19 protein-coding genes are annotated in these 25,539 nt (G+C 68.9%); 12 read left to right on the top strand and 7 right to left on the bottom strand.

Annotated features, from left to right (window positions below):
- Positions 1-59: 59 nt before the first annotated feature.
- The 4 genes from DPM12_RS18745 to DPM12_RS18730 form a co-directional block, all read right to left on the bottom strand.
- Positions 60-1,007, bottom strand: a complete 948-nt coding sequence (locus tag DPM12_RS18745) for a TIGR03621 family F420-dependent LLM class oxidoreductase (RefSeq protein ID WP_112259878.1) — start codon at positions 1,005-1,007, stop codon at positions 60-62.
- 152 nt (positions 1,008-1,159) lie between these two features.
- The gene (locus DPM12_RS18740; protein WP_112259877.1) at positions 1,160-3,499 is read right to left on the bottom strand and encodes a molybdopterin-dependent oxidoreductase; all 2,340 of its coding nucleotides are present in this window, start codon (positions 3,497-3,499) and stop codon (positions 1,160-1,162) included.
- Positions 3,500-3,522: 23 nt separating this feature from the next.
- Positions 3,523-4,230: a lysophospholipid acyltransferase family protein gene (locus DPM12_RS18735; RefSeq protein ID WP_112259876.1), complete on the bottom strand. Its 708-nt coding sequence runs from the start codon at positions 4,228-4,230 to the stop codon at positions 3,523-3,525.
- Positions 4,227-6,527 carry an HAD-IB family hydrolase gene (locus DPM12_RS18730; protein ID WP_112259875.1) on the bottom strand — a complete coding sequence of 767 codons (2,301 nt, stop codon included), beginning with the start codon at positions 6,525-6,527 and terminating at the stop codon, positions 4,227-4,229. The genes DPM12_RS18735 and DPM12_RS18730 overlap by 4 nt, the downstream gene beginning before the upstream one ends.
- A gap of 169 nt (positions 6,528-6,696) precedes the next feature.
- Between DPM12_RS18730 and DPM12_RS18725 the strand changes: the two genes are divergently transcribed.
- The 5 genes from DPM12_RS18725 to DPM12_RS18705 all read left to right on the top strand — a co-directional run bounded on the left by DPM12_RS18725 (position 6,697) and on the right by DPM12_RS18705 (position 12,510).
- The gene (locus DPM12_RS18725; RefSeq protein ID WP_112259874.1) at positions 6,697-7,494 is read left to right on the top strand and encodes an SDR family NAD(P)-dependent oxidoreductase; all 798 of its coding nucleotides are present in this window, start codon (positions 6,697-6,699) and stop codon (positions 7,492-7,494) included.
- Between the two features lie 86 nt (positions 7,495-7,580).
- On the top strand, positions 7,581-8,390 hold the full coding sequence (locus DPM12_RS18720) for a lysophospholipid acyltransferase family protein (protein WP_211659137.1): 810 nt from the start codon (positions 7,581-7,583) through the stop codon (positions 8,388-8,390).
- Entirely contained in the window at positions 8,387-10,057 is a 1,671-nt protein-coding gene (locus DPM12_RS18715; RefSeq protein WP_112259873.1) for an FAD-binding oxidoreductase, read from the top strand. The genes DPM12_RS18720 and DPM12_RS18715 overlap by 4 nt, the downstream gene beginning before the upstream one ends.
- 233 nt (positions 10,058-10,290) lie before the next feature.
- On the top strand, positions 10,291-11,661 hold the full coding sequence (locus DPM12_RS18710; protein ID WP_112259872.1) for a tryptophanase: 1,371 nt from the start codon (positions 10,291-10,293) through the stop codon (positions 11,659-11,661).
- A gap of 132 nt (positions 11,662-11,793) precedes the next feature.
- Entirely contained in the window at positions 11,794-12,510 is a 717-nt protein-coding gene (locus DPM12_RS18705) for a GntR family transcriptional regulator (protein ID WP_211659136.1), read from the top strand.
- Here DPM12_RS18705 and DPM12_RS18700 read toward each other — a convergent pair.
- From DPM12_RS18700 to DPM12_RS18690, 3 genes are read right to left on the bottom strand one after another with little or no spacing between them, the layout of a single operon-like run.
- Entirely contained in the window at positions 12,486-13,703 is a 1,218-nt protein-coding gene (locus DPM12_RS18700; RefSeq protein WP_112259870.1) for a metal-dependent hydrolase family protein, read from the bottom strand. The genes DPM12_RS18705 and DPM12_RS18700 overlap by 25 nt on opposite strands.
- Before the next feature lie 54 nt (positions 13,704-13,757).
- On the bottom strand, positions 13,758-15,479 hold the full coding sequence (locus tag DPM12_RS18695; protein ID WP_112259869.1) for a hydantoinase B/oxoprolinase family protein: 1,722 nt from the start codon (positions 15,477-15,479) through the stop codon (positions 13,758-13,760).
- The gene (locus DPM12_RS18690) at positions 15,472-17,622 is read right to left on the bottom strand and encodes a hydantoinase/oxoprolinase family protein (protein ID WP_112259885.1); all 2,151 of its coding nucleotides are present in this window, start codon (positions 17,620-17,622) and stop codon (positions 15,472-15,474) included. The genes DPM12_RS18695 and DPM12_RS18690 overlap by 8 nt, the downstream gene beginning before the upstream one ends.
- A 183-nt stretch (positions 17,623-17,805) precedes the next feature.
- Between DPM12_RS18690 and DPM12_RS18685 the strand changes: the two genes are divergently transcribed.
- From DPM12_RS18685 to DPM12_RS18655, 7 genes are read left to right on the top strand one after another with little or no spacing between them, the layout of a single operon-like run.
- Positions 17,806-18,882 (top strand): sugar ABC transporter substrate-binding protein, encoded by a 1,077-nt coding sequence (locus DPM12_RS18685; RefSeq protein WP_112259868.1) that lies wholly within the window; start codon positions 17,806-17,808, stop codon positions 18,880-18,882.
- 17 nt (positions 18,883-18,899) lie between these two features.
- Complete coding sequence (locus tag DPM12_RS18680) at positions 18,900-20,426, top strand: sugar ABC transporter ATP-binding protein (protein WP_158542948.1); 1,527 nt, start codon at positions 18,900-18,902, stop codon at positions 20,424-20,426.
- The gene (locus DPM12_RS18675; RefSeq protein ID WP_211659134.1) at positions 20,423-21,412 is read left to right on the top strand and encodes an ABC transporter permease; all 990 of its coding nucleotides are present in this window, start codon (positions 20,423-20,425) and stop codon (positions 21,410-21,412) included. Before DPM12_RS18680 ends, DPM12_RS18675 begins: the two co-directional genes overlap by 4 nt.
- Before the next feature lie 4 nt (positions 21,413-21,416).
- Positions 21,417-22,646 carry an NAD(P)/FAD-dependent oxidoreductase gene (locus tag DPM12_RS18670; RefSeq protein WP_112259866.1) on the top strand — a complete coding sequence of 410 codons (1,230 nt, stop codon included), beginning with the start codon at positions 21,417-21,419 and terminating at the stop codon, positions 22,644-22,646.
- Positions 22,643-23,089, top strand: a complete 447-nt coding sequence (locus tag DPM12_RS23675; protein ID WP_211659133.1) for a (2Fe-2S)-binding protein — start codon at positions 22,643-22,645, stop codon at positions 23,087-23,089. The genes DPM12_RS18670 and DPM12_RS23675 overlap by 4 nt, the downstream gene beginning before the upstream one ends.
- Entirely contained in the window at positions 23,082-24,617 is a 1,536-nt protein-coding gene (locus DPM12_RS18660) for an NAD(P)/FAD-dependent oxidoreductase (protein WP_211659132.1), read from the top strand. The genes DPM12_RS23675 and DPM12_RS18660 overlap by 8 nt, the downstream gene beginning before the upstream one ends.
- On the top strand, positions 24,614-25,531 hold the full coding sequence (locus DPM12_RS18655) for a dihydrodipicolinate synthase family protein (RefSeq protein WP_112259864.1): 918 nt from the start codon (positions 24,614-24,616) through the stop codon (positions 25,529-25,531). The genes DPM12_RS18660 and DPM12_RS18655 overlap by 4 nt, the downstream gene beginning before the upstream one ends.
- Positions 25,532-25,539 lie beyond the last annotated feature (8 nt).

Raw genomic sequence — 25,539 nt, 5'->3', positions numbered from 1 at the left:
CGGGCTGCTGTCGTGCTCAACGCAGTGATCGCTTGGACCGCACATTTGTCAGACATGCCCTAGGCGCGCAGCTTCTCGATGACCGGTGCGAACTCGCGCATGTAGGGCTCGTGCACCGTGATGTAGGAGAACCCGTAGCGCTCCCGGTTCTGGCGCAGTTGCTCCGCAATCTGCTCCGCCGTACCGATCAGGAGAAACGGGGTCGTCAGCGCCTCCTCCACCGTGTAGTACGGGAGGTGCTCGGCCACGAGCTGCTCCGCGTAGCCTCGCCGGTCACCGGTGATGGCCACGAGCTGTACGAGCACGTTGATCTCCATCTCGTCGATCCGTGCGCCCGCCTGCTCCCTCATGTACGCGACCCGTTCCTCCAGCTCCGCGCTCGTGGCGAGGCGAAACGTGCCGGGCGGCTCCCCCTTCATCTGGAACAGCCCACCGAAGCCGATGATGTCGGCGTATGCCGCCGCCAGCCGGAGACTTCCGTTGCCGGTGCCGCCGATCAGCAACGGCGGTCCCGAGCCGCCGAAGCCCTGGCGTTGCACGGGCAGAAGCTGGGGACGTTGCAGCTCCTCGCGGGCGCGCACCCCCGATTCCGGCTCATTGATGCCGTCGGTGAAGAACCGTCGCAGCTCGCCGATCGTCTGCTCCAGCCGTTCGACGCGCTCGGCGATACCTCTCCACGGCAGGCCGGCCGCTTCGAATTCCCATCTCATGTGCCCCGCGCCCAGCCCGAGCTCGAGACGGCCCTCGCTGAGGTGGTCGATCGTCACCGTGTCCCGGGCCAGCAGGGCGGGGTTCCAGAACTCGTTGTTCGTGGTCAGCGTGCCCACCCGTAGCCGCTCGGTGGCGTCGGCGGCGACCGCCAGCGGCAGGAACGGTGAGCTGCTGTTCAGGTGATCGGTTCCTAGTACGACGTCGTAGCCGATGTCTTCGGCGGTGCGGCACAGGGCGGCGAGTTCGTTCGCCGGCCGGAGCCCCGAGGTGTTGAACCCGAATCTGACGTCCTGCATGCTGACCTAGCATGCCCCGATCTCGACCCCCGGCAACACCCCTGATCGCTCTCAGACGAACTGGGATGCAGAATGATCATGTTTGGTACGTTTCCTCGGGCCGTAATACGACTGTAGACGTGTTACGGCCCGAGGAAACGTACCAAACATGATCATTCGGAAGTCGAAGCTGCCGGGGGTTGGCGAGCAAGGCGGGGCGGGTCGTGAGCCGTCACCGGGGGAAGCGGACCGTCGAACCGCTCCACCTCAACGAGGCAGGTATGCGCCGACGGCGCCTGGGACAGTTTCGACGCGGGAATGTCTGGTGTGAGGACGTTCGGGTTGCCGTGTTTGTCCAGCGCACCGATCTCTCCAGGCGTCAGCGGGTCGTACCAGGCACCCGTGGCCAGCCGGACCACACCCGGCCGCAGGCCCTCGGTCACCCGCACGGCCGCCAGGCAGGCTCCCCGCTCGTTGAAGACCCGAACCACTTCACCGTCGTCGAAGCCACGGGCCACCGCATCCGCGCGGGCCATCCACACCACCTCGCGGCTTTGGACCTTGGCCGCCATGCTCGCCGCGCCGTGATCCAGCTGGCCGTGCAGCTTGTGTTCAGGCTGTGCCGAGACCATGTGCAGCGGATATGCCCGCGCCAGTGATCCGCCCAGCCACTCCGCCGGTTCGAGCCACGTGGGAAACCCCGGGCAGTCGTCATATCCGAAGCCGGCCACGGTCTCGGAATAGAGCTCCAGCTTCCCGGACGGCGTCTCCAGCGGATGCCGCGCCGGGTCGGCCCGCAGCTCCTCGAACGCCACCGGCCCGTCCCACGACAGCGGGAGCTCGATCTGCCCGCGCCGGCGAAACTCCGCGTAGGAGGGCAGCTCGATGCCCATCTCCGCGCACGTCCGGACGCTGCGCTCGTAGAGCTCGCGCACCCACTCGTCGGCCGTGCGTCCCTCGGTGAACCGCTGCCCGGCGCCCAGCCGGCGAGCGAGCCGCGCGAATACGTCATAGTCCGTGCGCACACCCTCCGGTGGCGCGGCGACCTGCTGCATGGCGACCAGCCAGGGATCGCCCAACCCCATCGCGAGATCGTCGCGTTCCAGCGATGTGGCCACGGGAAACACGATGTCGGCGTGCTTGGCCATCGCGTTCCAGTAGGGCTCATGCACCACGATGGTTTCCGGGTGCTGCCAGGCCCGCAGCATCCGGTTGAGGTCTTGATGGTGGTGAAACGGGTTGCCTCCGGCCCAATACACGAGGCGGATGTCCGGATAGGACGAGCGCGATCCGTCGTAGTCGAACGCGCCACCCGGGTCGAGAAGCATGTCGCTGATGCGCGCTACCGGGATAAAGTCGGGCACGCTGTTCGGCAACGACGGCAGCGCCGCCGCGACCGAGACGCGGTCGTGGACGTAGGCGTTGTGTATCGACGAATACCCGGTCCCGACGCCGCCGCCCGGTTTGCCCATCGAACCGGCCATGGCGGCCAGCGCGAATCCGGCCCAGTACGGCATCTCCCCGTGATGCTGGCGCTGCAGCGACCACGAGAGGGTCACCAGGGATCGGCAGGAGGCCAGCTGGCGCGCGAGGTCGACGATCGTCTCCGCGGCGACGTCGCAGATCTCGGCCGCCCATGCCGCCGATTTCTCCACGCCGTCGTCCTCACCTCGCAGGTGCGCGGCGACGCGGTCGAACCCGGCGCAGCACGCGTGCACGAAATGGCGGTCGTAGCGCCCTTCCACTAGCAGCGTGTGCGCCATGGCGAGCATCATCGCCGTGTCGGTGTTCGGGCGCAGCGGCATCCACTGGGCACCCAGCTCGCTCGCCGTGTCGTCGCGGGAGGGACTCACGACGACGAATCGCACGCCGGCGCGCATACTGCCGGTTTGCCACGCGGCGTTCTGGTGCGATCCGAGCCCACCGGGGTTGACCTGTACGTTCCCGCGCGGCAAGCCACCGAATGCCACAACCAGGTCGGTGTGCTCGGCGATCTGGGACCATCGTGGCAGCGACCGCAGGAACCACTCGCGGTTGCCGACAATGTGCGGGAGCACGACCTCTTCGGCCGCGTGTGAATACGTGTTGAGCGAACGGGTGTAGCCACCGATCGCGCTGAGGAACCGGTGCACCTGGGACTGGGCGTGGTGGAACCGCCCGGCGCTCCCCCACCCGTAGGAACCGCCGAAGATCGCCTCGTTGCCGTGCTCCCGGCGCACCCGCTCCAGCTCCGTGGCGCACAGCTCGACCGCCTCGTCCAGCGACACCTCGACGTACTCGTCGCCGCCGCGACGCCGCGTACTGCCCGGGCCGCCGTCCAGCCAGCCCCGGCGCACCGCGGGCCGTAGCACCCGGGCCCGATGCCGCAAGCTCCCGACGTAGTTGTCGCCAATCGGCGACGGGTCGGGGTCCTCGTGAGCTCCGTGAACCTGGACCACTTCGGCACCATCGGTGACGATCTCGTAGCGGCCCCAATGGCTCGCGGTCTGGCCCGAACGTGGTGCTGTGGACATCGTCGAATCCTCATTCCCGGGAGTCACGACGGGTCGAGCGGCTGCTGGTACCGGACCGGACCGACCTCACGTCCCGTCAGCGCGCACGCGTCGCGCACGTGTGCACGCAGGTGTTCGGTGATGAGGTCGGCATGGTCGCGGACTACGTGGCGCCTGCGCGGCCACGGGATGGGTGTGGTCTCGATGGGCTCGCCGAAGACCACGTCGATCGTGCTGCGCAGTCGGGGCAGCCCGTCGACCGACGACGACGTGCGCACGCCGAGCCCCACCACGGGGATCACCGGCGCTCCGGTGCGCAGCGCGACATAGGCCACCCCGGGCTTGGTCTGTTCGAAGGTACCGGACCCCCGCGTGCCCTCCGGGTAGATGGCGATGAGGCCGCCGCGTTGCAGCACGGCGAGGCAACTCTGGACGGCCGGCATGTCGCAGGCGAAGCGATCGACGGGGATCTGGCCGAGCGAGCGGAGCGCCCATCCGAGCGGCGGGGTGAACATCTCGTTTTTCACCAGGGCATGGACCGGCCGCTTGACCACGGAGTACAGCAACGGGCCGTCGAGGAATCCGGTGTGGTTCGCGGCGAGTATGGCAGGGCCCTGACGCGGAATCACGTCGCCGCCGTGGACTCGCACGCGCCACGCCGCACGAAGCACGCTTGAGAGGAGCGGCCGGAGCCTGCGCGCTGCCCGATCCGGCGGTCCGGCCGCGCCGTGCCGCGTTCCGACAGCGGTCACGGATCAGCCGCCCGGGGTGTATCGGCCTCTCCCATCTCACGCGACTGCGCTCCTGTTGCCTCCGGCTCCGCCGGTGTCGAGCGGCTCCAATCGACGACGGCCCACCCGTGCCTGCGTGCGTGCCGGTAGAGCTTGCCGTCCGGATTGACGGCTGTCGGGTGGCCAACGAGCTGGATCCATGCGACGTCGGCGTGACTGTCGCCGTATCCGTAGGAGTGGCGCAGATCCATCCCGTGCCGTTCGGCGTACTGGGTGAGCCATGCCGCGCGCGCCTCGTCGACCAGGGGCGGGGAATCGAGATAGCCCGTGAGCACGCCGTCGTTCTCGTGCATGCGGCCCGCCACGACGTCGTCGAAAAGATACGCCAGCGGCTCGACGAGCATGTCGATCGAGCCGGTGACGAGCACTGTCCGATGGCCGGCGGCGCGGTGTGCCTGCGCCCGTGCCACGGCACCGGGAAGCAGACGGCGATGGATCGCCCGGCCGAACGCGCCGCGTGCCTGCCGCCGGATCTCCTCGGCCGGAAGGCCGGCGTAGCGACGCGTGAACGCGCGGATGAACTCGCCACGATCGCGCAGCTCGCTGCGGATATACCCGGGAAGCGACACGGCGATGCTGCCGACTTCCCGCGGCCACCGTGATACCGGCGTGAGCGAGCGGCACAGCCAGAGGTACTGCTCGATCAGGTTCCAGTCGAGAATCGTTCCTTCGAGGTCGAACACGGCGAGCGTGTCCGAGCGCACGGACAGCATCGGGGCCGGTCGCGGCGTCGCCGCCGGGCGGTGCTTCGCCGCCCGGCTCAAGGTGACGATCGCGGGGATGTGCACGCCCTGCAGATACGTCGGCCAGTCGATCGTCGTGACGTCGAATCCCCGGTCGGCACGGTCGGCCTCCGGGATGGACTCGTGCAGCTCCCGCGCACGCGTGTCGTCGAAGACCATCTCCGTTTGCACGTACGGCCGGTACAGGTCGGTGAGCTTGCGCACCGACTGCAGATCTCGGCGCAGCTTGTGAATCCGATCCGCCCACGAACGCGAACGCCGGGTCATGGGCAGCCGGGTCAGCACCCAGTCGGCCGACCCCACCAGCGTCTCGCGTTGCCGCATGGTGCGGTCGACCCGCCGATCACCGCCGAGACTCCACGTGGGGACCTGGATGTGCCCGCCGTCCTTGGGCAGCGGCGAGCGCACGAAGTACTCGTGCACGTTCTCGTACATCTCGTGAAAGGCCAGAGGGTTGCTGGCGCCCGAACCGATGTGGAAATAGCGCCGGCCGCCCGCGTCCGGTGGCGTGGCCGCGGCAGCAAGGATCGCGTTGACCACGAAGTCGACGGGGATGATGTCGAGCACGCTGTCCGGCAGCGCGGGGAAATCCGGCAGCTGCGCACGGCCATAGGCCAGGATCAGCGGATCGGCCACCTTGAAACCGTCGATCCAGCCCGGATACGGGTGCCGCAGCGCGCTTTCGATGACGGTGGGACGCAGCACCGACAGCCGCTGGCCCTCGCGAAACCACAAGTCCTCGGCCGCCCGCTCGGCCAGGGCCTTGGTGAACGTGTAGACATCGGTCCATCCCAGGCTCTGCGCCCGCAGCTGTCCCTGGTCGACCAGGCGGCTGGTGACCCACTCGCGCCGGGCAAGTTCGGCGGCGTTGGTCACCGCCTGCGGGCCGGCCTTGCCGTGTTCGGCACGTGCCTGGGCCAGGAGCTCGCGCAGCACCTCTGGCTGCCGGGAGGCGAGCTCGATGCGCTGCCGGGCCGTGTGCGCGGCGTCGGCCTCGGCCCGCCAGTCGACCTCGTGATCCAGCGACTTCTCCGGCGTCCGCCCCTTGCGCAGCCCGCCCACGTAGGCCGTGGACACGTGCACCACGTGTGGTGTGGCTCCGGACGCGTGCAGCGCTCCGTACAGGCCGAGGGCGCCGGTGACGTTGGTGTCAAACGCCTCGTCGATGGGCGAATCGAACTTGACCGTCGAGGCACTGTGGATGACGGTGTCGAGATCGTCGGGCAGCTCGGAGAGGGTGCCGACGTCCCCGGCGATCGCGGTGATGCGCCGGGCCGCGATCGCGTCGGCCTCGGCCGCTCCCACCTGGCGGCGCCACGTCCGAAAGACCGGTTTTCGTAACAGCCGCGCAAGACGATCCTCGGCCGTGAGGTTACCCTTCGGCCGGATGACCACCGATACGTGGCAGTCCGGATGGGCGGAGAGCAGCCGCTCGAGCACTGCCTGTCCGACGAAGCCGGTGGCTCCGGTGAGCAGTACATGCGCTCCCGACAGCGTGGCCCAAGGCGTTGTCATGTGTCACTCCGGTAAGAGACCTGGTGGGGGTCGGTGCCATGTTCGCCCCATACGAGCCGGCCTGCGCAGCACGATGGTAGCGGTGATGGTTGCACGAGCGACCTCCCGACGACTTCGAAGTCCGAGTCACACCCTCGGCCCTACGGTAGCTGTAGCATAGGGTGCTCCGATGGCAACAGCGCTCATAACCGGAGGCACCTCTGGCATCGGCCTGACGTTCGCCCGACGTCTCGCCCGCGACGGATACGATATCGTCCTCGTCGCGCGCGACGAGGATCGCCTGAAGGAGACAGCGGAATCCATCGCCAGCTCCACCGGACGCCATGTCGAAACACTTCGCGCGGATCTGGCGGATCGCGACGACGTCGAACGCGTGGCCCAGCGGCTCTCGGACACCGAGCGTCCCGTCGACATGCTGGTGAACAACGCGGGATTCGGTCTCCACGTGCCGCTGGTCACCGCCGACGTCGCCGTCCACGAGACGGCGATGGCCGTGATGTGCGGCGCCGTCCTGGTTCTCGGTGCCGCCGCGGCACGTGCCATGACACCGCGCGGGCATGGCACGATCATCAACGTGTCGAGCACCGCCGGCTTCATGACCATGGGTAGCTACTCCGCGATGAAGGCGTGGGTCACCACCTACACCGAAAGCCTCGCCGTCGAGCTTCGCGGAACCGGAGTGCGCGTGAACGCGCTCTGTCCCGGATGGGTACGAACGGAGTTTCACCAGCGCGCCGGGATCGACACGGCCGCGATACCGGCGTGGCTATGGACCAGCAGTGATCGCGCCGTGCGTACTTGCCTTCGAGACGCGGCACGAGGCAGGGTTATCTCTATCCCCACCGCCAGGTACCGGGGTCTGATGTGGTGCGCGCGTCACCTGCCCCGGCGCGTGGTCCGGGCCATCTCGGCGAGGATCACGTCACAACGTGGGGCCTCCGAGCCCGGGAGCGGGGTGATCAGTTGAGTATGAAGATGGTCCCGCGCTTGAGGTCTCGTCCCAGGCGCTACTGGCGCTTCACATCACGGAGTCTGGCCATATTCCGGTTCGGCGTGCAGCGGCTCCTGCTCAAGCCACTGGTGTGGTCGCTGACCCGGGTCGAGGTTCGCTGGGACACGGCATCCGGCACGGCACCGCAGACGGAGTCCGGCCCGGCACCGCAGACGGAGTCCGGCCCGGCACCGCAGACGGAGTCCAGCTCGGCACCGCAGACGGAGTCCAGCTCGGCACCGGATACCACGTCGGGCGCGGCATCGCGCACCGTACCGGCCACCCTGACCGAGCTGACGGAGACGCCGCGCTCGTACATCGCGGTGGCAAACCACGCGAGCCATCTCGACACCCCCTTGGTGATCGGCGCGTTGCCCCGCAAGCTCACCCGTCACCTCGCCGCCGGTGCGGCCGCGGACTACTTCTTCGAAGTACGCTGGCGGAAGTGGCTCACATGCCTCATCTTCAACACCTTCCCCGTCGACCGCAACGGTGGCCGCTTTCACACCGGGGTCTCGAAGAAACTCCTCGCCCGGGGCGTTCCGTTGCTGATCTTTCCGGAGGGCGGGCGTTCCGCGACCGGCAAGATCCGGCCCTTCAAGCCCGGCGCCGCCGCGCTGGCCATCGCCTGCGACGTGCCGTGCGTGCCGATCGCTATCGTGGGCTCCTATGAGGCCATGCCGCGCGGGAAAAACTGGCCGGTGCGAGGGAGGCCGCCGGTGACCGTGTCGATCGGCGCTCCGATGTACGCGAAGGACGGCGAGTCGGCTCGCGACTTCACGCAGCGGCTGTCGGACGAGATCAACCGCCTTCATACCGCCGGCCGCCAGCAGAGGGCGACCAAGCCGGGCATCGCGAGGGAGATCGCATGACCGAGGTCAAGCACATGAAGTGGTGGGGATGGGGCGACGACGGGATCGCCTTCGAGCACCGCGACAAGCCAGCGTTCGCACCCTTCGTCCGCAAGGCCATCGGCCTGGACGTGACCGCACCGGCAGCGACGGCACGGCCGTTCGATGCCCTCGACGTTCCGGAGTCGCACCTCGATCCGGCGCTGCGCGACGAGCTGGCCGGGATCGTCGGCGCCGAGCATGTGCACACCGATACGATGAGCCGGGTCGTCCACACGTTCGGCAAGAGCATCCGTGATCTGCTGCGTGTCCGGTCGGGCACCCTGGAGCGCACACCCGACGTCGTCGTCTATCCCGGCGACGAGGACGAGGTCCAGCGCCTGGTCGATGCTGCCGTGGCGGCCAACGCCGTCGTGATCCCGTTCGGCGGCGGCACCAACATCTCAGGGAGCCTCGAACCGGCCACCGACGAAGAACGCGGCGTCGTGTCGCTGGATCTCGGACGGCTGAACCAGGTGCTCGACGTCGACGAGGATTCCGGGCTTGCCCGGATCCAGGCTGGCGCGCAAGGCCCCGACCTCGAACGCCAGCTTGGCGAGCACGGATGGACCCTCGGCCACTTCCCGGACAGCTTCGCGCACTCGACGCTGGGCGGCTGGGTCGCGACGCGCTCGTCGGGAATGCAGTCCGACAAGTACGGCGACATCGCCGACATCGTCCGCGGCTTTCGTCTGGTGCGGCCCGGCGGCGTCGTCACCATTCGGCCGATCCCGAGCACGTCCACCGGTCCCAGCGTCCGGGAGATGGTGGTCGGCAGCGAGGGCCGGCTCGGTGTGATCACCGAGGCGACCGTCCACGTCCACCGCATCCCCGAGGTCCGCGAGATCTTCGGCTACCTCTTTCCCTCGTGGGAGGCCGGGCTCGCCGCCATGCGCGACATCGCCGAAAGCGACGCGAGCCCCTCGGTGACGCGGGTGTCCGACGCGCGCGAGACGGCGTTCTCGTTCGCGACACGTACCGCGAGCAAGAAGAAGATCACCTCGCTCGGATCCCAGGCGTTGATGGCGCTGCTACGCAGGCGGGGCTGGGATCTGGACCAGGTCTGCCTGTCCTTCATCGGCTACGAGGGCAGCGCCTCGCACGTGAAGTACGAGAAGAAGCTCGTGAAGCGCATCGTCGGCAAGCACGGCGGCATCGGCCTCGGCCGGGGACCCGGCGAGCTCTACGACCAGAAGAAGTTCGACACTCCCTACATCCGGGATTTCCTCCTCGATCGCGGCGCCGCCGCCGACGTGTCGGAAACCGCCGCGCCGTGGTCCAAGCTCCGGCAGCTGTACGAGCACACGGTGGCCGCGGCCCACTCCGCGTACGACGACCTCGGCGTGCAGGGGTGGATCATGTGCCACCTCTCGCATTCGTACCACTCGGGTGCCTGCCTGTACTTCACGTTCGCGTTCGTGCATGGCGAGGAGCCGCTCAAGCAGTACGATCACGTGAAGTCCGCCATCCAGCAAGCCTTCATCGACGCCGGAGGGACGCTCTCGCATCACCACGCCGTGGGCGTCGAGCACGCACCCTGGCTGGCCCAGGACATCTCTCCCGAAGGTGTGGCGCTCATGCGAGGGCTGTTCGAGAGCGCCGATCCACGATCGAACTTCAACCCTGACAAGATCATCTCGCCGTCGTAGGCTCTGCCACACGTGCGGTGCCGGGTGCCGGCTGCCCGGTGGCTGGTGCCCGGTAGTTGGTGCCCGGTAGCTGGTGCCCGGTGGCGGGTGCTGGTGGCCGGACGCCCGGTGGCTGGTGCTGGTGGCCGGACGCCAGGTGCCGCAACACGTTTTCTCGGGCGGTAACACGTCTACAGTCGTGTCACAGCCCGAGAAAACGTACCAAACATGATCATTCTGAATGAGGAGCAGGCATGCGGACGATCATCGAGCCGTTCCGGATCAAGAGCATCGAGCCGATCGAAATGTCGTCTCCGGAGATGCGCAGCGAGTGGCTCACCGAAGCGGGACACAATCTCTTCCGGCTGCCCGCCGAGCGGGTGCTGATCGATCTGCTCACCGACTCGGGTACGGCCGCCATGAGTGCCCGGCAGTGGGGCGCGATGATGGCCGGCGACGAATCCTATGCGGGCGCGCGCAGCTGGTACCGGTTCGAGGAGACGGTCCGGCGGGTGTTCGGCTTTGCCCACGTCGTGCCCACGCACCAGGGGCGCGCGGCCGAGCGGATCCTCTTCGGATGCACGGTGAACAGCGGCGATGTCGTCCCCAGCAATGCACACTTCGACACCACCCGGGCGAACATCGAGTACCTCGGCGGCCACGCGGTGGACCTGCCCTGCGCCGAGGCCGCCGATCCGACCACGGATGAACCGTTCAAGGGAAACGTGGATCTCGCCGCGCTGGAAGCGCTCCTCGATGCCCGCGCTGACGACGTTCCGCTGATCATGCTCACCATCACCAACAACACCGGTGGCGGACAGCCCGTGTCCATGGCGAACATCCGTGCCGTCGCGGAGCTTGCCCACCGCTTCGGCAAGCCGCTCTACATCGACGCGTGCCGCTTCGCCGAGAACGCGTGGTTCATCAAGCAGCGCGAGCCGGGCTACGCCGGGACGTCCATACCCGAGATCGTGCACGAGATGTTCTCCCATGCCGATGGCTGCACGATGTCGGCCAAGAAGGACGCGCTGGTGAACATCGGCGGCTTCCTGTGCACCCGGGATCCGTCCCTGGCCGAGCGGGAAAAGAACCTGCTGATCCTCTCGGAAGGCTTTCCCACCTACGGCGGGCTTGCCGGCCGGGACCTCGAAGCGATCGCCGCTGGCCTGGAGGAGGTCCTGCACGAGGACTATCTGCGCTACCGGATCGTCTCGACTGCTTACGTCGTCGACCACCTGCACGACGCCGGGGTGCCAGTTGTTCGCCCGGCCGGCGGGCACGCGGTCTACCTCGACGCCGGGCGGTTCCTGCCCCACATCCCCGCCCTGCAGTATCCGGGCCAATCGCTGGCCGCCGCCCTGTACCAGCACGCAGGCATCCGCGGCGTAGAGATCGGTACGGTCATGGCCGGGCGCGATCCCGACACGGGCGCCGAGCGCCCACCGCAGCTGGAACTCGTGCGCCTGGCCATCCCCCGGCGGGTCTACACCCAGTCGCACATGGACTACGTGGTGGAGGCCATTGTCGAGGTCTTCGAGCGCCGCGACCGGCTCGCGGGCTACCGGATCACCGACGAGCCGCCGTTCCTGCGCCATTTCACGGCGACGTTCGCTCCGCTCGGCTAGCGCCTTCTCCGCAGGGTAATGGAAGGGTAATATGGCATACATTACTATGGGTCAGGTGTCGGAGATCCCGGCGCACCCGGGTGGAAGCAGATGGCCCAACCGACCTGGGCCGATCAAGGCGAGGAGCTAGCGGTGACGAACCGTAAACCAGCAATCAGCCGGATCGAACACGGCACCAGCCTGCGATCGGAAGTCGAGCGCAAACTGTCCGCTGCCATCGTTTCCGGCGAGCTGGAACCCGGTACGCTCGTCACCGTTCCCACCCTGGCGGCGCAGTTCGAGGTATCCGCGACTCCGGTGCGTGAGGCGATGCTGGATCTGGAGAAGCGTGGCTTCGTCGAGCCGGTACGGAACAAGGGGTTCCGGGTCACCCACGTCGGTGAGAACGACCTGCGCGAGATCGTGCAGGTGCGCCGCTGGCTCGAGGTACCCGCCATGCGCATCACGGCAGCGAACTTCCCGGCGGCTCGGCTCGACGAGTATCGCCAGATGGCGGATCGCATCGTCACCGCAGCAGCGGCGGCGGACTTTCCCGAGTATCTCGCGGTCGACACCGCATTCCACCTCTCGCTGCTGGAGCTGACCGGGAACCAGCGGCTCGTGGACATGGTGGCCGAGCTACGTCGCCAGACCCGGCTGGTCGGGCTGGCCAGCCTGAAGGACACGGTGGAACTGGAGCGCTCCGCTCACGAGCACCACACCCTGCTCGACCTTCTCTCCTCCGGGCAGGGTGAGCAGGCCGAGTCGCTGATGCATCAGCACATCGGCCACGTCCTCGGCTGGTGGGCCGGACGCCCAGAGGACGCTGAGAACCCTCGAGGCGCTCAGGCCACGACGGCGCCCGCCTGAACTACGGTCCGCGGCCGCACCTCATCCCAGAGGACGGAGGGTTCGGCGAACGGGTCGCCGGAAAGCAACACGAGGTCACCGGCACAGCCCTCGGCGATCCGGCCGATGTCGGAGCGTCCCAGCAGCGTGGCGTTCACCGACGTGAGCGCGCGCAGCACGTTCTCTACGGGCTCCACGTCGAGCTGCAGCCGGATGCCGTGCAGCTGCTCGCCCTCCAGGGGACCCATCAAGTCGGTGCCGAACCCGATGCGCACCCCGTGAGCCCGGGCGATCTCGATGGCCTGCTTTCCCGTGTCCAGCACTTCGGAGTTCTTCGCGCGCGACACGGCGGGCAGGTTCACCTCGCCACCCCTGCGGTTCATGGCGTCGTACGTCGCCAGCGTCGGCACCAGCGTGGCGTCGCGCTCGGCCATGACCCGGGCGGCCTCCGCATCGAGGAGGTTGCCGTGCTCGACGGAGCGTACGCCGTTGCCGACCGCATGCACGATCGCCTCGGCCGAGTACGCGTGCGCGGCGACATAGCTGCCCCACCGGGTGGCTTCGTCCGCCACGGCGGCGATCTCCTCGGCGGAGTATTGGGGCACCCGGATCGGGTCGCTCAGCGACACCACCCCGCCGGACGCCATGATCTTGATCGCGTGCGCGCCGGTGCGGAATCGCTCCCGTACCGCCCGGCGCAGCGCGTCGGCGCCGTCGACCAATTCGTTCATGTGCCCGCAGCACCAGCACACGTCGAGCTCGGGAGAACGCGGGTCGCCGTGGCCGCCGGTCTGGCTCAGGGCGGGACCGGTGTACAGGTACCGCGGTGCCGCCACCAGCCCGTCGTCGAGCGCCTGGGCCAGCCCGATATCGCCGCCGGCGACGTCGCGAACCGTGGTGAAACCGCGCCGCAGCGCAGCACCGAGACGGGACGCCGCGGCGAGGGCCACGTAGCTCAGCTTCCGGCTCTCGAGTTCGACACCGCCCATCGCCCACGCGTAGGCGTGGAAATGCGCGTCGATCATGCCGGGGATGAGAGTGCGCCCCCGCGCATCGATCACCTGCTCGGCCCGGGTCACCCCGGATGCGCCGATCTCGGCGATCACGCCGTCGTGGATGTACACGTCAGCGTAGTGCAGCTGATCCGAGACGCCGTCGAACACGGCGGCGTTCGTGATCGTGAGGTCGGCGCCGGGCCGCTGCGTACCGCTCATTCGCTGGCCATCCTCTCCTGCGGGACCTGCCCGACGTACCCGTCGAGCGTCCGCTCACGTCCTTCCCCGCGCACCGCGCCGCGCCGCCGTCGCCGCGGCGTCGACCTGCCACGAGGTGGTGTCGATGACGACACCATAATCCCCCTCGGCCGCCTCGACACTCACGAACCCGTTGATCACATCGGCGAGCACGCGTTGCGGGTCCCGCTCGAACGGGTCGCCGTAGCCGCCGCCCCCGCCGGTGACGTTGGCTAGCACGTCGCCCGCCTCCAGCAGGTTGTAGCTGCCACCCTGCACGACCTCCCGCTCGGTGCCGGGATTCAGCACGATGCGAGCGGGCACGCCGGGCCGTCCGCCGGCGACCGGCCAGGGCGCCGACTTCGTCTTGTAGACCAGGCAGATCCCCGTCGACGGCGTGGTGAAGCGGTATACCCTGCTCACGCCGACGCCCCCACGGTGCTTGCCGGCGCCACCCGTATCCGGAACGTACCCGTACGAGTTGATGATCATCGGCGACTTGGTCTCCAGCACCTCGACCGGATTGTTGCGGCAGCCCGGCTCGGACAGGTGCATGATGCCGTCTTCGCCGTCGCCGCCCGCGTGCCCGCCGAAGCCGACCGCCTCGTTGGTAGCTTCCAGCCAGGCGTCGCCGCGACGCGGGTTGACGCCGAGTCCCATCATCGACGACACGTCACCCCCAGAACAGGCCGGAACGCGATCCGGCATGCCCTGCGCCAGCGCCTTGAGAACCACCTCGCCGGACAGCAGCCCGGTCCACAAGGTGAATGTCGGCATCGGCGGCACGGCATGCATCACCGACCCCGGCTCGGTGACCACGCGCAGCGGCCGGAAGTTTCCCGCCACGACGGGCGTGTCAGGCGTGGTCATCGCCTTGAACACCAGGCTGCACAGCGCCTCGGTTTGTCCCCGCGGCAGGTTGAGCGGGCCCCGGACCTCGGTCTCGCTGCCCGTCCAGTCCACCACCATCTCGTCGCCGGTGATGGTGACCGTCGCATCCACCCGGATGGGGCGGTCGAGGTCGACGCCGTCGCTGTCGATGATGTCGTCGGCCTGCCAGGTGCCCGTGGGCAGCTCGGCCAGCGCCAGCCGGGCCAGGCGTTCCCCGTGGTCGTTGATCGCGGCCATCGCGCCGGTCAGCACGTCCGTGCCGTAGGTGTCGGCGAGGCCGGTCATGCGGCGCACGCCGGTGATGCACGCCGACACCTGCGCCTGGATGTCTCCGATGGTGCGCTCCGGCATCCGGCTGTTGAACCGGATCAGCTCGAAGGCGTCGTCGTCCTGCACGCCCTCGCGGTACAGCCGGGTCACCGGGAAGACGATGCCCTCCTGGTACATGTCCGTCGAGTCGAGCACGTACCCGGGATTCTTCTGCTTCAGGTCAAGCACGTGGACCCGGCACGAGGCGAAGCCGATGAGCTCGCCGTCGTGGTGCACCGGTGCGAACACCAGCGGATCCAAGGTGTGCGCCGAGGCCCAGTACGGGTAGTTGAGGATGAAGATGTCGCCGGGCCGCATCCGGTCCCGGCCCACGAATTCCAGCGAACGCTTGATGCCGTAGTCGTTACCGCGGGTGAACACGGCGATGCCGGGCGCATCGGCCACCACGTCGCCGGTCGCGTCGTGCAGCCCGATGCCGTAGTCGTGGATCTCGTAGACGACCGTGTTGTAGGCGGTCCGGCACAGATTGCGCGCCATCTCCTCGGTGCCCGCGAGCAGCGCGTGCCGGATGACCTCGGTGGTGATGACATCACTCATGGGGACCTGCCTTCCCGTTCGGCGCGACGTCGATGATCAGTTCCGCGTGCTCGCCCACCTGCAAGCGATCACCCGCATGGAGGACGGTGGTCGCCGTGTGCTCGGCGACGATCGCCGGACCCGCGAGGACGTCGCCGGAGCGCAGGTCCTCCCGGCGGTAGAGCCGATACGAGCGGCCCGCGTCGTCGAACGCGTACACGGCCCGCTCCCCCAACGCCGCCGGATCACCGCCGTCCCGCCCGGGAAGGCGCGGCAGTGCCGGTTTGTCGACGACGCCGACGGCGCGCACCCGTAGCGTGGTGATCTCGATCGGATCCTGCATCGTGTGCCCGTACATGCGCTCGTGCATGACGGTGAACCGCCGCTCCAGCAGCGACAATGGGCCGTCGGCCGCGTGTTCGGCAGCGCCGTGAGCATCGGCGGCGTCGCTACCAGCGGCTTCCGCGGCGTCGCCGGCGTAGCTACCGGCGACGCCGGCCGTGGATCCGTCCGGGTATGGCACCGTCACCGAGTGCTCCTGCCCGGCGTAGCGCACGTCCACCGTCCGGCTCATGACCCGCCGTTCGGGTCCGAATCCCTCACCCGCCAGCATCTCGTGCGCCTCGGCCTCCATCGCCGCGAACGACTCGTCGAAGAACGACGCGCTGGCCTCAGACAGCGGGATCACCGAGGTACGCGCCAGATCGTGCTGCACGTCGGCCATGAGCATGCCCAGAGCGGAGAACGCTCCCTGTCCCGGCGGCACGACCACCGTCGGGATGCCCAGCTCGCGGGCGACGTCGACGGCGACCAGTCCCCCACCGCCGCCGAACGTGAGCAGGGCGAAGTCCTTGGGATCGCGGCCCAGCTCCACCGTGATCGCCCGGACCGCTCCCATGATCTTCGTCGTCGAGATCTGGAGGATGCCGCGCGCGAGCTCCGTGATCGACAACCCCAGCGTGACCGCCGTATCGGCCAGCGCCTTCTCCGCCAGCGAGGCGTCGACCGTGAGATCCCCGCCGAGCGGGACATCGGCGCCGAGATAGCCGAGCACGACGGCGGCGTCGGTGAACGTCGGGCGCGTGCCTCCCGCGCCGTAGGCCGCGGGACCGGGTATCGCTCCCGCGCTCTGCGGGCCCACCTGCAACGCTCCGGCCTCGTCCAGCCACGCGATCGATCCCCCGCCGGCACCGATCGTGTGAATGTACAGGGATGGCGTGTTGATCGGCAGCCCTTCGAACTCGGTGCCCTGGTACATCACCGGCTCGCCGTCCATGACGAGTGACGCGTCCAGGCTGGTGCCGCCCATGTCGATGGTGATCAGGTTGGGCCGGTCGACGAGCCGGGCGAGCCCGGCCGCGCCGATCACCCCACCAGCCGGACCGGAGAGGATCAAGTTCACCGGCTGCTCGCGCGCCGCCTCCACGGTCATCGCCCCGCCACCGGAGCGTGACATGAGGAACGTTCCGTCGAACCCGTCCGCTTCCAGCTGTCCGTGCAACTCCGTCAGATACCGCCGCATCGTCGGCTTGATGTAGGCGTCGAGGACCGCCGTGCTGGTCCGCTCGTATTCGCGGTACTCGCGAGAGAGCTGGTGCGAGAGCGTGACCTCCACCCCGGGCGCCTCCTCGTCGAGGATCGCCGCCATTCGCCGTTCGTGTTCCGGGTTGGCGTAGGAATGCAGAAACGCCACGGCTACGGCCTGGTACCCCCGTTCCGCGATCCGCCGGGCAACGCTCCGGGCGTCGCTCTCGTCGAAGGGCACGGCGACGGATCCATCGAAGTAGCAGCGTTCGCCGACCTCGAAGGTGTCTTCGCGGTTCAGCAACGCCGGTGGTTTGCGGTACGTGATGTCGTACATCACCCGCCGATCGGTCCGCCCCAGCAGGTAAACGTCGCGGAAGCCGGCCGTCGTCACCACCGCCGTGCGTGCGCCGGTTCGGGTGAGGAGCGCGTTGAGGCCGAGCGTCGTGCCGTGATTGAACATGGTGACCTGGCCCGGCTGCGCGCCGGCCTTCGTGAAGGAACCGAGCACGCCGCGTGTCGGCGCGTCCGGCGTGGTCGCGACCTTCTCGAACGTCAGCTCTCCCGTGTCCGGGACGAGTTTGACGACGTCGGTGAAGGTCCCGCCGACATCCACCGCGATTCTCGCGTCGTCCGCCATCGGCTCCACGTCCTCTCATCCGTCTGGCTCGACCGAAGCATGGGTAGCTAGTAATATGTCACACTTTACATAGCAGACCAAACAACCACCATGGCGTTGTCACCAGCTACGAGAATCTGATATGTGACATATTACTCCGATTCATCGTGCCAGCCGGACCCACCGAAACCGCGGAGGTTCACCATGCACCGGCGTTCGCTTCCCATCCGAGCACTCCCCTCCCGTTCACGTCCCGCCGGAGCACGTCCCGCCCGTCCAATACCCACCCGAGCCGGCCTCGCCACCGCCACCATCGCCCTCGTCCTCGCCGGATGCGCCAGCGCCGACGGGGACGGAGACGGCGGGCTGCGCGTCGCGGTCCTGGCCGCGTCCAGCCAGAACGGTTACAACCAGGCCGTTCACGAGGGCGTCCAGCAGGCGATCGACGAGCATGACGCGGACGTCGAGGTACAGCTTCTCGACGGCCAGTTCGACGCCAACACGCAGCTCTCCCAGATGCAGAACGCCTCCACATCCGGGGAGTACGACGGCGTGATCGTCGTCCCGCACGACGGGCCCAGCCTCGCCGCGGCGTTCCCGCTCGCCAACGACATCCCCGTGGTCACCGTGCTCAATCCCATCGGCCCCGACATCAACGAGATGGAACCCCAGGTCGAGGGCGTCGTCTCCACCGTTGCGGTGCCGCCAGCCGAGGCCGCTGCCCGGCAGGCCGAAGCCGTCGCCGAGCACTGCACCGGCATCGATCCGTGCCGGGTCGTGCTCCTCGTCGGCCAGCTGAGCTCACCCCTGGATGTCGCCCGCGAGGAGGCGTACCGAGAGGTGCTCGAACCCGAAGACAACATCGAGATCGTTGCCACGGCCGAAGGCCAGTACGATCGCGACGAGTCGCTCACCGCCATCTCCAACGTGCTCCAGTCCAACCAGGACGTCGACGTCATCCTGTCCAACGCGGACCAGCAGACCTCCGGTGCGCAGATCGCGCTGGAGAACGCCGGGATCGATCCCTCGGAGGTCTACCTCACCGGCGGTGGCGGCACCGAGGACGCCATCACGGCGGTGCGCGAGGGAACCTGGCAGGCCGACTACGTCAACTTCCCGGTCAGCATGGGAGCGGCCGCGTTCGAACAGCTTCACGCCGCCATGACCGGTGACGACGTCGAGACCTGGGTCGACGCCGACGCCGTCGGCGACATCGAACCGTACGTGACCAAGGAGATCTTGGACGAGCATCCCGACTTCACGGGCGAATGGAACGGCTGAGACCCGGGGAGACGGACGTGGCCGAGGAGAAACGCCATCCGGTCGTCGAGACCCGCGACATCTGCAAACGCTTCGGTGGCACGCAGGCGCTCTCCGGCGTCGGCGTGTCTCTCGAACGCGGCGAGGTACACGCCTTCGTCGGCGAAAACGGTGCCGGGAAATCCACCCTCGGGAAGATCGTCACCGGGCTGTACACGGCAGATTCCGGACGTCTCCGCGTCGACGGGCGCGACGTGGAGCGCTGGGATCCGCTCCGCGCCCAACGCTGCGGCATCGCCATGATCGCCCAGGAACTGTCGCTGGTGCCCGAACTCACCGTCGAGGAGAACGTCTTCCTCGGCGTGGAACACCATCACCTGGGGGTTCTACGGCCCGATCTGGGCGAACGCTTCGCCCGCCTGGAGCAGCAAGCCGGCTTCGGCCTGCCGCCCCGTGCCCGGGTGGCCGACCTGCGCCTCGCCGACCAGCAAAAGGTCGAGATCCTGCGAGCGCTGGCCCGCGAGGCCCGCGTCATCGTCATGGACGAGCCCACATCGTCGCTCACGTCGGACGAGACGGCCCGGCTGCACGAGCTCATCTGGAAGCTCAAACAGCAGGGATGCACGGTGGTCTACGTCTCGCACTTCCTCGACGCCGTCTTCGAGGTCAGCGACACCATCTCGATCTTGCGCGATGGTCGCCTCGTCCGCTCGGGGCCGGTAGCCGGCGAGACGAAGCGCACCGTCGTGGAGGCCATGCTCGGCCGGCAACTCGAATCGACCTTTCCCGAACGGCCACCAGCCGTCGCGCCGGATGCCGCGCCGGTCCTCGAGGTCACCGACATGGCCAGCACCAACGGGGTCCGCGACGCCTCGCTGTGCGTCCGGGCCGGAGAGATCGTCGGCCTGCTCGGCCTCGTCGGAAGTGGCCGCACGGAGATCGCCCGCGCGATCTTCGGGGCGGACCGCGTCACGCGCGGATCCGTGGTACTTGACGGCGAGCCGCTGACCTCGGCCAAACCGAAGAACACGATCCAGCGCCGGGTCGCCTTCATCCCCGAAGACCGCCACGGCCAGGGCCTGGTACTCGAACGCTCGGTCCGCGAGAACGTCTCGCTCGCCACGTTGCGCCGGTTCGCCCGCATGGGTGTGCTCACGTCCCGCGCGGAGAAGGCCGCCGTGACGCACATGGTCCGCTCGCTCGACATGCGGCCGCCCGCGATCGAACTGCCCATCGGGAGCTTCTCCGGTGGTAACCAGCAAAAGGCGCTGCTGTCCAAGTGGCTGCTCGGTGACCCGCGCCTGGTCATCCTCGACGAGCCGACGCGCGGGGTCGACATCGGGGCCAAGTACACGATCTACGAGGCGATCGCCGAGCTCGCCCGCCGTGGCGTCGCGGTCCTCCTCATCTCCAGCGAGCACGAAGAAGTGCTGGGACTGGCGCACCGCGCCTGCCTGGTGAGCGACGGGTGTACGCGCGGCGAGGTCGATCCGGAGCGCACCCCCATCGACGACGTGCTCTTCCGCCTCTTCTCGATCCAGGAACGCAAGGAGCAGCCCGCATGACTACTGACCTGGTGTCCGCGGAACCCGCGCCGGCGCAGCGGACGGCGACCACCACCCGCACGCTGTACGTCATGCGCGACTACGCGGTGCTCATCCTGCTCGGAGCCATCCTCGTCGTGCTCGCGCTGGTCTCGCCGTCGTTCTTCACGTTCGCGAACCTGATGAACGTCGCGAACCAGAGCGCCCCGCTGGCCATGATCGCCACTGCCGGTACCTTCGTGATCATCTCCGGCAACTTCGACCTGTCCACCGGCGCGATGTTCGCCGTCGGCGGGGTGTCCGCGGCAGCCATCACGGTCGCCACCGGCAACCCCTGGCTCGGTCTCGTCTCCGCGCCCCTGATCGGTCTCGTCCTCGGCCTGTTCAACGGCATCGCCGTTACCACGCTGAAGGTCCACTCGTTCCTCGCCACGCTCGCCACCAGCCTGGTGTTCAGCGCGATAGCCGTGCTCATCACGGGTGGCTCGCTCATCACGGTCACCGTTCCCGGCTTCACCGACCTTGGCCGGCAACGGGTCGGTGGTGTCTTCCTCGCGGTGATCCTTCTCGCGACCTTCATCGCCGCACTCTGGTTCGTGCTCAAGCGCACCATCTTCGGCCGGCACGTGTTCGCCGTCGGCGGCAATTCCAGCGCCGCGGAGCTGTCCGGCATCCGCGTGTCGCGGATACGCATCTCGGTCTTCGCGCTCAGCGGTCTCGCCGCCGGGCTCGCGGCCGCCATCAGCGTCTCGCGCATCGCTTCCGGCCAGCCCCAGGCGGGGCTCGGGATGGAACTCGAAGCCATCGCCGCGATCATTCTCGGCGGGACAAGCATCTACGGCGGTGTGGGAGCCGTCTGGCGCTCGGTGGCCGGTGTCTACCTCATCGCCCTCATCGGCAACGGATTCGACATCATGAATGTGAACCCACAATTGAAGAACCTGGTCACCGGCGTCATCATCCTCGCCGCGGTGGCCCTTGCCGCAGCCGGAAACAGAAGGCGATAACACCATGGACGTCATCGTCATCGGGGCAGGAATCATCGGTGCGGCGGTCGCACGCGAGCTCACCCGATCGGGCATCGCCGTCACGGTGATCGAGCGCGGCGCGGCGGCCAGCGCGACGTCGGCATCCGGCGAGGGCAACGTGCTGGTGTCCGACAAGGAGCCGGGCCCCGAACTCGTCCTGGCCCAGTACTCCGCGCGCTTGTGGCCGCAGGTCGCGCGCGAGCTCGCCGACGAGCTCGGCGGCACGATACCCGCCGACGGGCTCGGCGGCGGGCATCGTGCAGGCTCCGGTGCGGCGTTCCCGTCCATCGAGTTCGACCGCAAGGGCGGGCTGGTGGTCGCGACCACCGACGCCGGGATCGAGCCCCTGCGTGATTTCGCGGCCACGCAGGTCGCCGCGGGCGTGGATGCCCGGCCGGTCACCCTCGACGAGGCCCGGGAATTGGAGCCGGATCTCACCCCCTCGGCGACCGCGGCCGTCTACTATCCCGAGGACGCGCAGGTGCAGCCGGTCATCGCCACCGAGGCGCTGCTGGCCTCGGCGCGGCGATCCGGTGCGAGCGTGCTGGAGGGTACCGAGGTCACAGGCGGCCTGCGCGGTGCGGACGGCCGGCTGAGCGGCGTTCGCACGACGGCAGGGGACCTGCACGCGGACGCCGTCGTGACCGCTGCCGGCCCGTGGTCGGCGGAGCTGACCGCGCGGCTCGGCGCACCGGTGCCGGTACAGCCACGCCGCGGCGTCGTCCTGGTGACCAGCCGCATGCGGCCCCGGATCTTTCACAAGGTGTACGACGCCGATTACGTCGACGCCGTCGGTTCCGGCGACGCCGCCTTGCAGACCTCCAGCGTCATCGAGAGCACGGCCGCCGGAACCGTGCTGATCGGCTCGTCGCGGCAGCGGATCGGCTTCGACGATCGGCTTCGGGTCGCCGTGCTGCGCGAGATCGCCGCGAAGGCCGCCAACGTCTTTCCCTTCCTGGCGGACACTCCGGCGATGCGGTGCTACGGCGGCTTCCGGCCGTTCGTGCCGGACCACCTGCCGCTCATCGGCGCGGACCCCCGGCTGCCCGGCCTCTGGCACGCGACCGGGCACGAGGGCGCGGGTATCGGGCTGTCCGTGGCCACCGCCGCGCTCTTGCGGGACCTGATGACCGGCACCGAGCCGGCCATCGATGCGCTCCCCTTCTCCCCCGCCCGTCCCAGCCTCGCCGAGCACCTCCAGGAGGTGATGTGACCGTGCCCCCGTTTCCCGTGCCACCGTCGCAGGATCCGATCCGCCCCGATCCGGGCACGAGCATCCGGATCAGCGTGGACGAGACGGAGTATCCCGGGCGCGCCGGGCAGACCATCGCCGGCGTCATGCTCGCCGCGGGCCTGTTGTCCTGGCGGTACAGCTCGGGCAGCGGCGCGCCGCGTGGGGCGTTCTGCGGGATCGGCGTCTGCTTCGACTGCCTGGCCACCGTGAACGGCCAGCGCGACGTTCGCACCTGCCAGCGCCGTGCGGTCGATGGCGACGTCGTCGTCACCCAGCACGATCCGCTGCCCCGTCCGCCGCGCGCGCCCGCGCCCGAGTCCGCAGCCGAGTCCGCGTCCGAACCCGCCCATCGATCGGCACCGGAGCCCCCGCACCCGTCCGGGCCCGATTCCCCGCTTCGGGAGGGAGGCAGCGGTGCGTGAGATATTGATCATCGGTGCCGGTCCGGCCGGTCTCGCCGCCGCCCGGGCAGCGCGCGCCCGGGGCGCATCCGTGACCCTCCTCGACGCCGCCGACGACGTCGGCGGCCAGTACTGGCGGCACCTGCCCGCGTCGCTGTCCGCCGGGCGCGAAGACCTCCTGCACCACGGCTGGGCCACCTTCACGGCGCTGCGTAGCGATCTCGACGACGATCCCGGCTGCCGCATCGTCCGCGGTGCCCAGGTGTGGGCCATCGAACGCGGGGAAACCACCGGACGCCCAGACGCCGCACGCCCAGACGCCGCACGTCCAGACGCCGGAAACCGAGACACGGGACGCCCAGACGCCGAGCCGGCCGAACACGACGATCGTGGTGGCCACGTCGTGCACGCGCTCGCCGGTCCGGTAGACGGGACCGACCGGGAACGGATCACCCTGACCCCGGACGCGCTGGTTCTCGCCACGGGTGCGCACGATCGGACCCTGCCGTTTCCCGGCTGGGACCTCCCGGGCGTCTTCACCCCCGGAGCCGCGCAGGCACTGGCCAAGGGCGAGAGAGTGACGGTCGGCGAACGCGTCGCCGTCGCCGGCGCCGGCCCGTTCCTGCTGCCCGTGGCCGCATCGCTGGTCCAGACCGGCACCACCGTCGTCGGCGTGTTCGAGGCATCCCGGGCACGCACCCTCGCCGCCGGATGGCTGTCCCGGCCGTGGCGGCTCGCCCGTGCCGGGAAGAAGGGCGCCGAGCTCGCCGGATACGCAGCAGGGCAACTCCGGCACCGGATCCCCTACCGCACCGGCACGGCGGTGATACGTGCGCACGGCACCGATGCCGTCACCGCCGTCACGGTCGCGAAGCTCGACCGGGACTGGCGCCCGATTCCGGGCACGGAGCGGCGAATACCCGTCGACGCGGTATGTGCCGGGCACGGATTCACTCCACGCCTCGAACTGGCCGTGGCCGCCGGTTGCGTTCTGACCGGCGATTCGTTCGTGGCCGTCGATGACGCCCAGCGCACGAGCGAACCCGGGGTGTACGCGGCCGGTGAGATCACCGGTATCGGCGGTGTCGAGCTGGCCATGGCCGAAGGCAGCATCGCCGGTCACCATGCCGCCGGCGGGGATACGGGCACGTCGCCCGTGCGAGCGGCCCGGGTGGCCCGCGGCGTGCATCGCGACATCGCGCGCCGGATCGAGGCCGCGCATGGCATCCGGCCGGGCTGGTCCAGCTGGCTCGACGACGACACCGTCATCTGCCGATGCGAGGAGGTCCGTCACGGGCCGCTGCGCGACACGGCCGCCGCGACAGCCTCGACCAGCCTGCGTTCGCTGAAACTGTCCACCCGCGCCGGGCTGGGCATCTGCCAGGGACGGATGTGCGGGCGCACCGTCGACGCCCTCCTGCGCCAGCACGCGCCGCACGCGCACCGCAACGACAACGCCACGTTCGACCACCGGCCCCTGGCTTTCCCGCTGCGGCTGGCCGAGCTGGCAGACCATCCGAAGGACAACGATCGAAAGGAATCTGCGTGAGCACCACATCGTTCGACCCCGCCGGAGTCATCGTCGCCACTACCCTGGCCTTCACCGAGGACCCCTCCGCTCCGGCCGGGCTCGCCGTCGACTACGAGCGCTTCGCCGCGCACTGCGACTGGCTCATCGAGAACGGCTGCCACGGCGTGGGGCCGAACGGATCGCTGGGCGAGTACTCGTCGCTGACGGAAGACGAACGGCGCAAGGTCATCCAGGTAGCGGTCGACACCGTCGGTGATCGCGGGGTCGTCGTCGCAGGCGTGCACGCCGCCGGCTGGCACCAGGCCCAGATCTGGGCCGAGTATGCCAAGGAAGATGGGGCCGACGCCGTCCTGCTCTTGCCCCCGACGCTGTATCGCGCGAACGATACCGAGGTGATCGAGCACTACCGGCGAGTGGCCGAGGTGGGCCTTCCGATCATGGCGTACAACAACCCGATCGACACGAAGGTCGACCTCACGCCGCAGGTGCTCGGCGAGCTCGCGAAGATCCCCGAGGTGGTCGCGGTCAAGGAGTTCTCGTGTGACGCGCGGCGGGTGCTCGAAATCAAGGAGCACGCCGACATCGCCGTCGTCGCCGGCGCCGACGACCTCCTGTTCGAAGCACTCGTCGACGGCGCCGTGGGCTGGTTCGCTGGCTTTCCGAACGCCTTTCCCAAGGAAGCCGTCGAGATCTACGACCTCGTCGTCGCCGGGCGGATCGACGAGGCGCGAGAGCTCTACCGGCACCTCGTGCCCGTCTTCCGGTGGGATTCGCGAACCGAGTTCGTCCAGGCCATCAAGCTCGTCATCGACATCGGCGGACAGAGCTATGGTGGGCCTACCCGCCCACCACGCGGGCCACTCGTTCCCGAACACGAGGCCGGCGTGCGCGCCGACACCGCTCGGGCGCTCGACTATCTCTCCGGACGCTGAGGAGCACC

Origin of the sequence: Phytoactinopolyspora halophila, from assembly GCF_003287285.1 — a bacterium.
Lineage (GTDB): Bacteria > Actinomycetota > Actinomycetes > Jiangellales > Jiangellaceae > Phytoactinopolyspora_A > Phytoactinopolyspora_A halophila.
The sequence above is the reverse complement of the archived record's forward strand: the minus strand, read 5'-3'. Positions and strand labels throughout refer to the sequence as shown.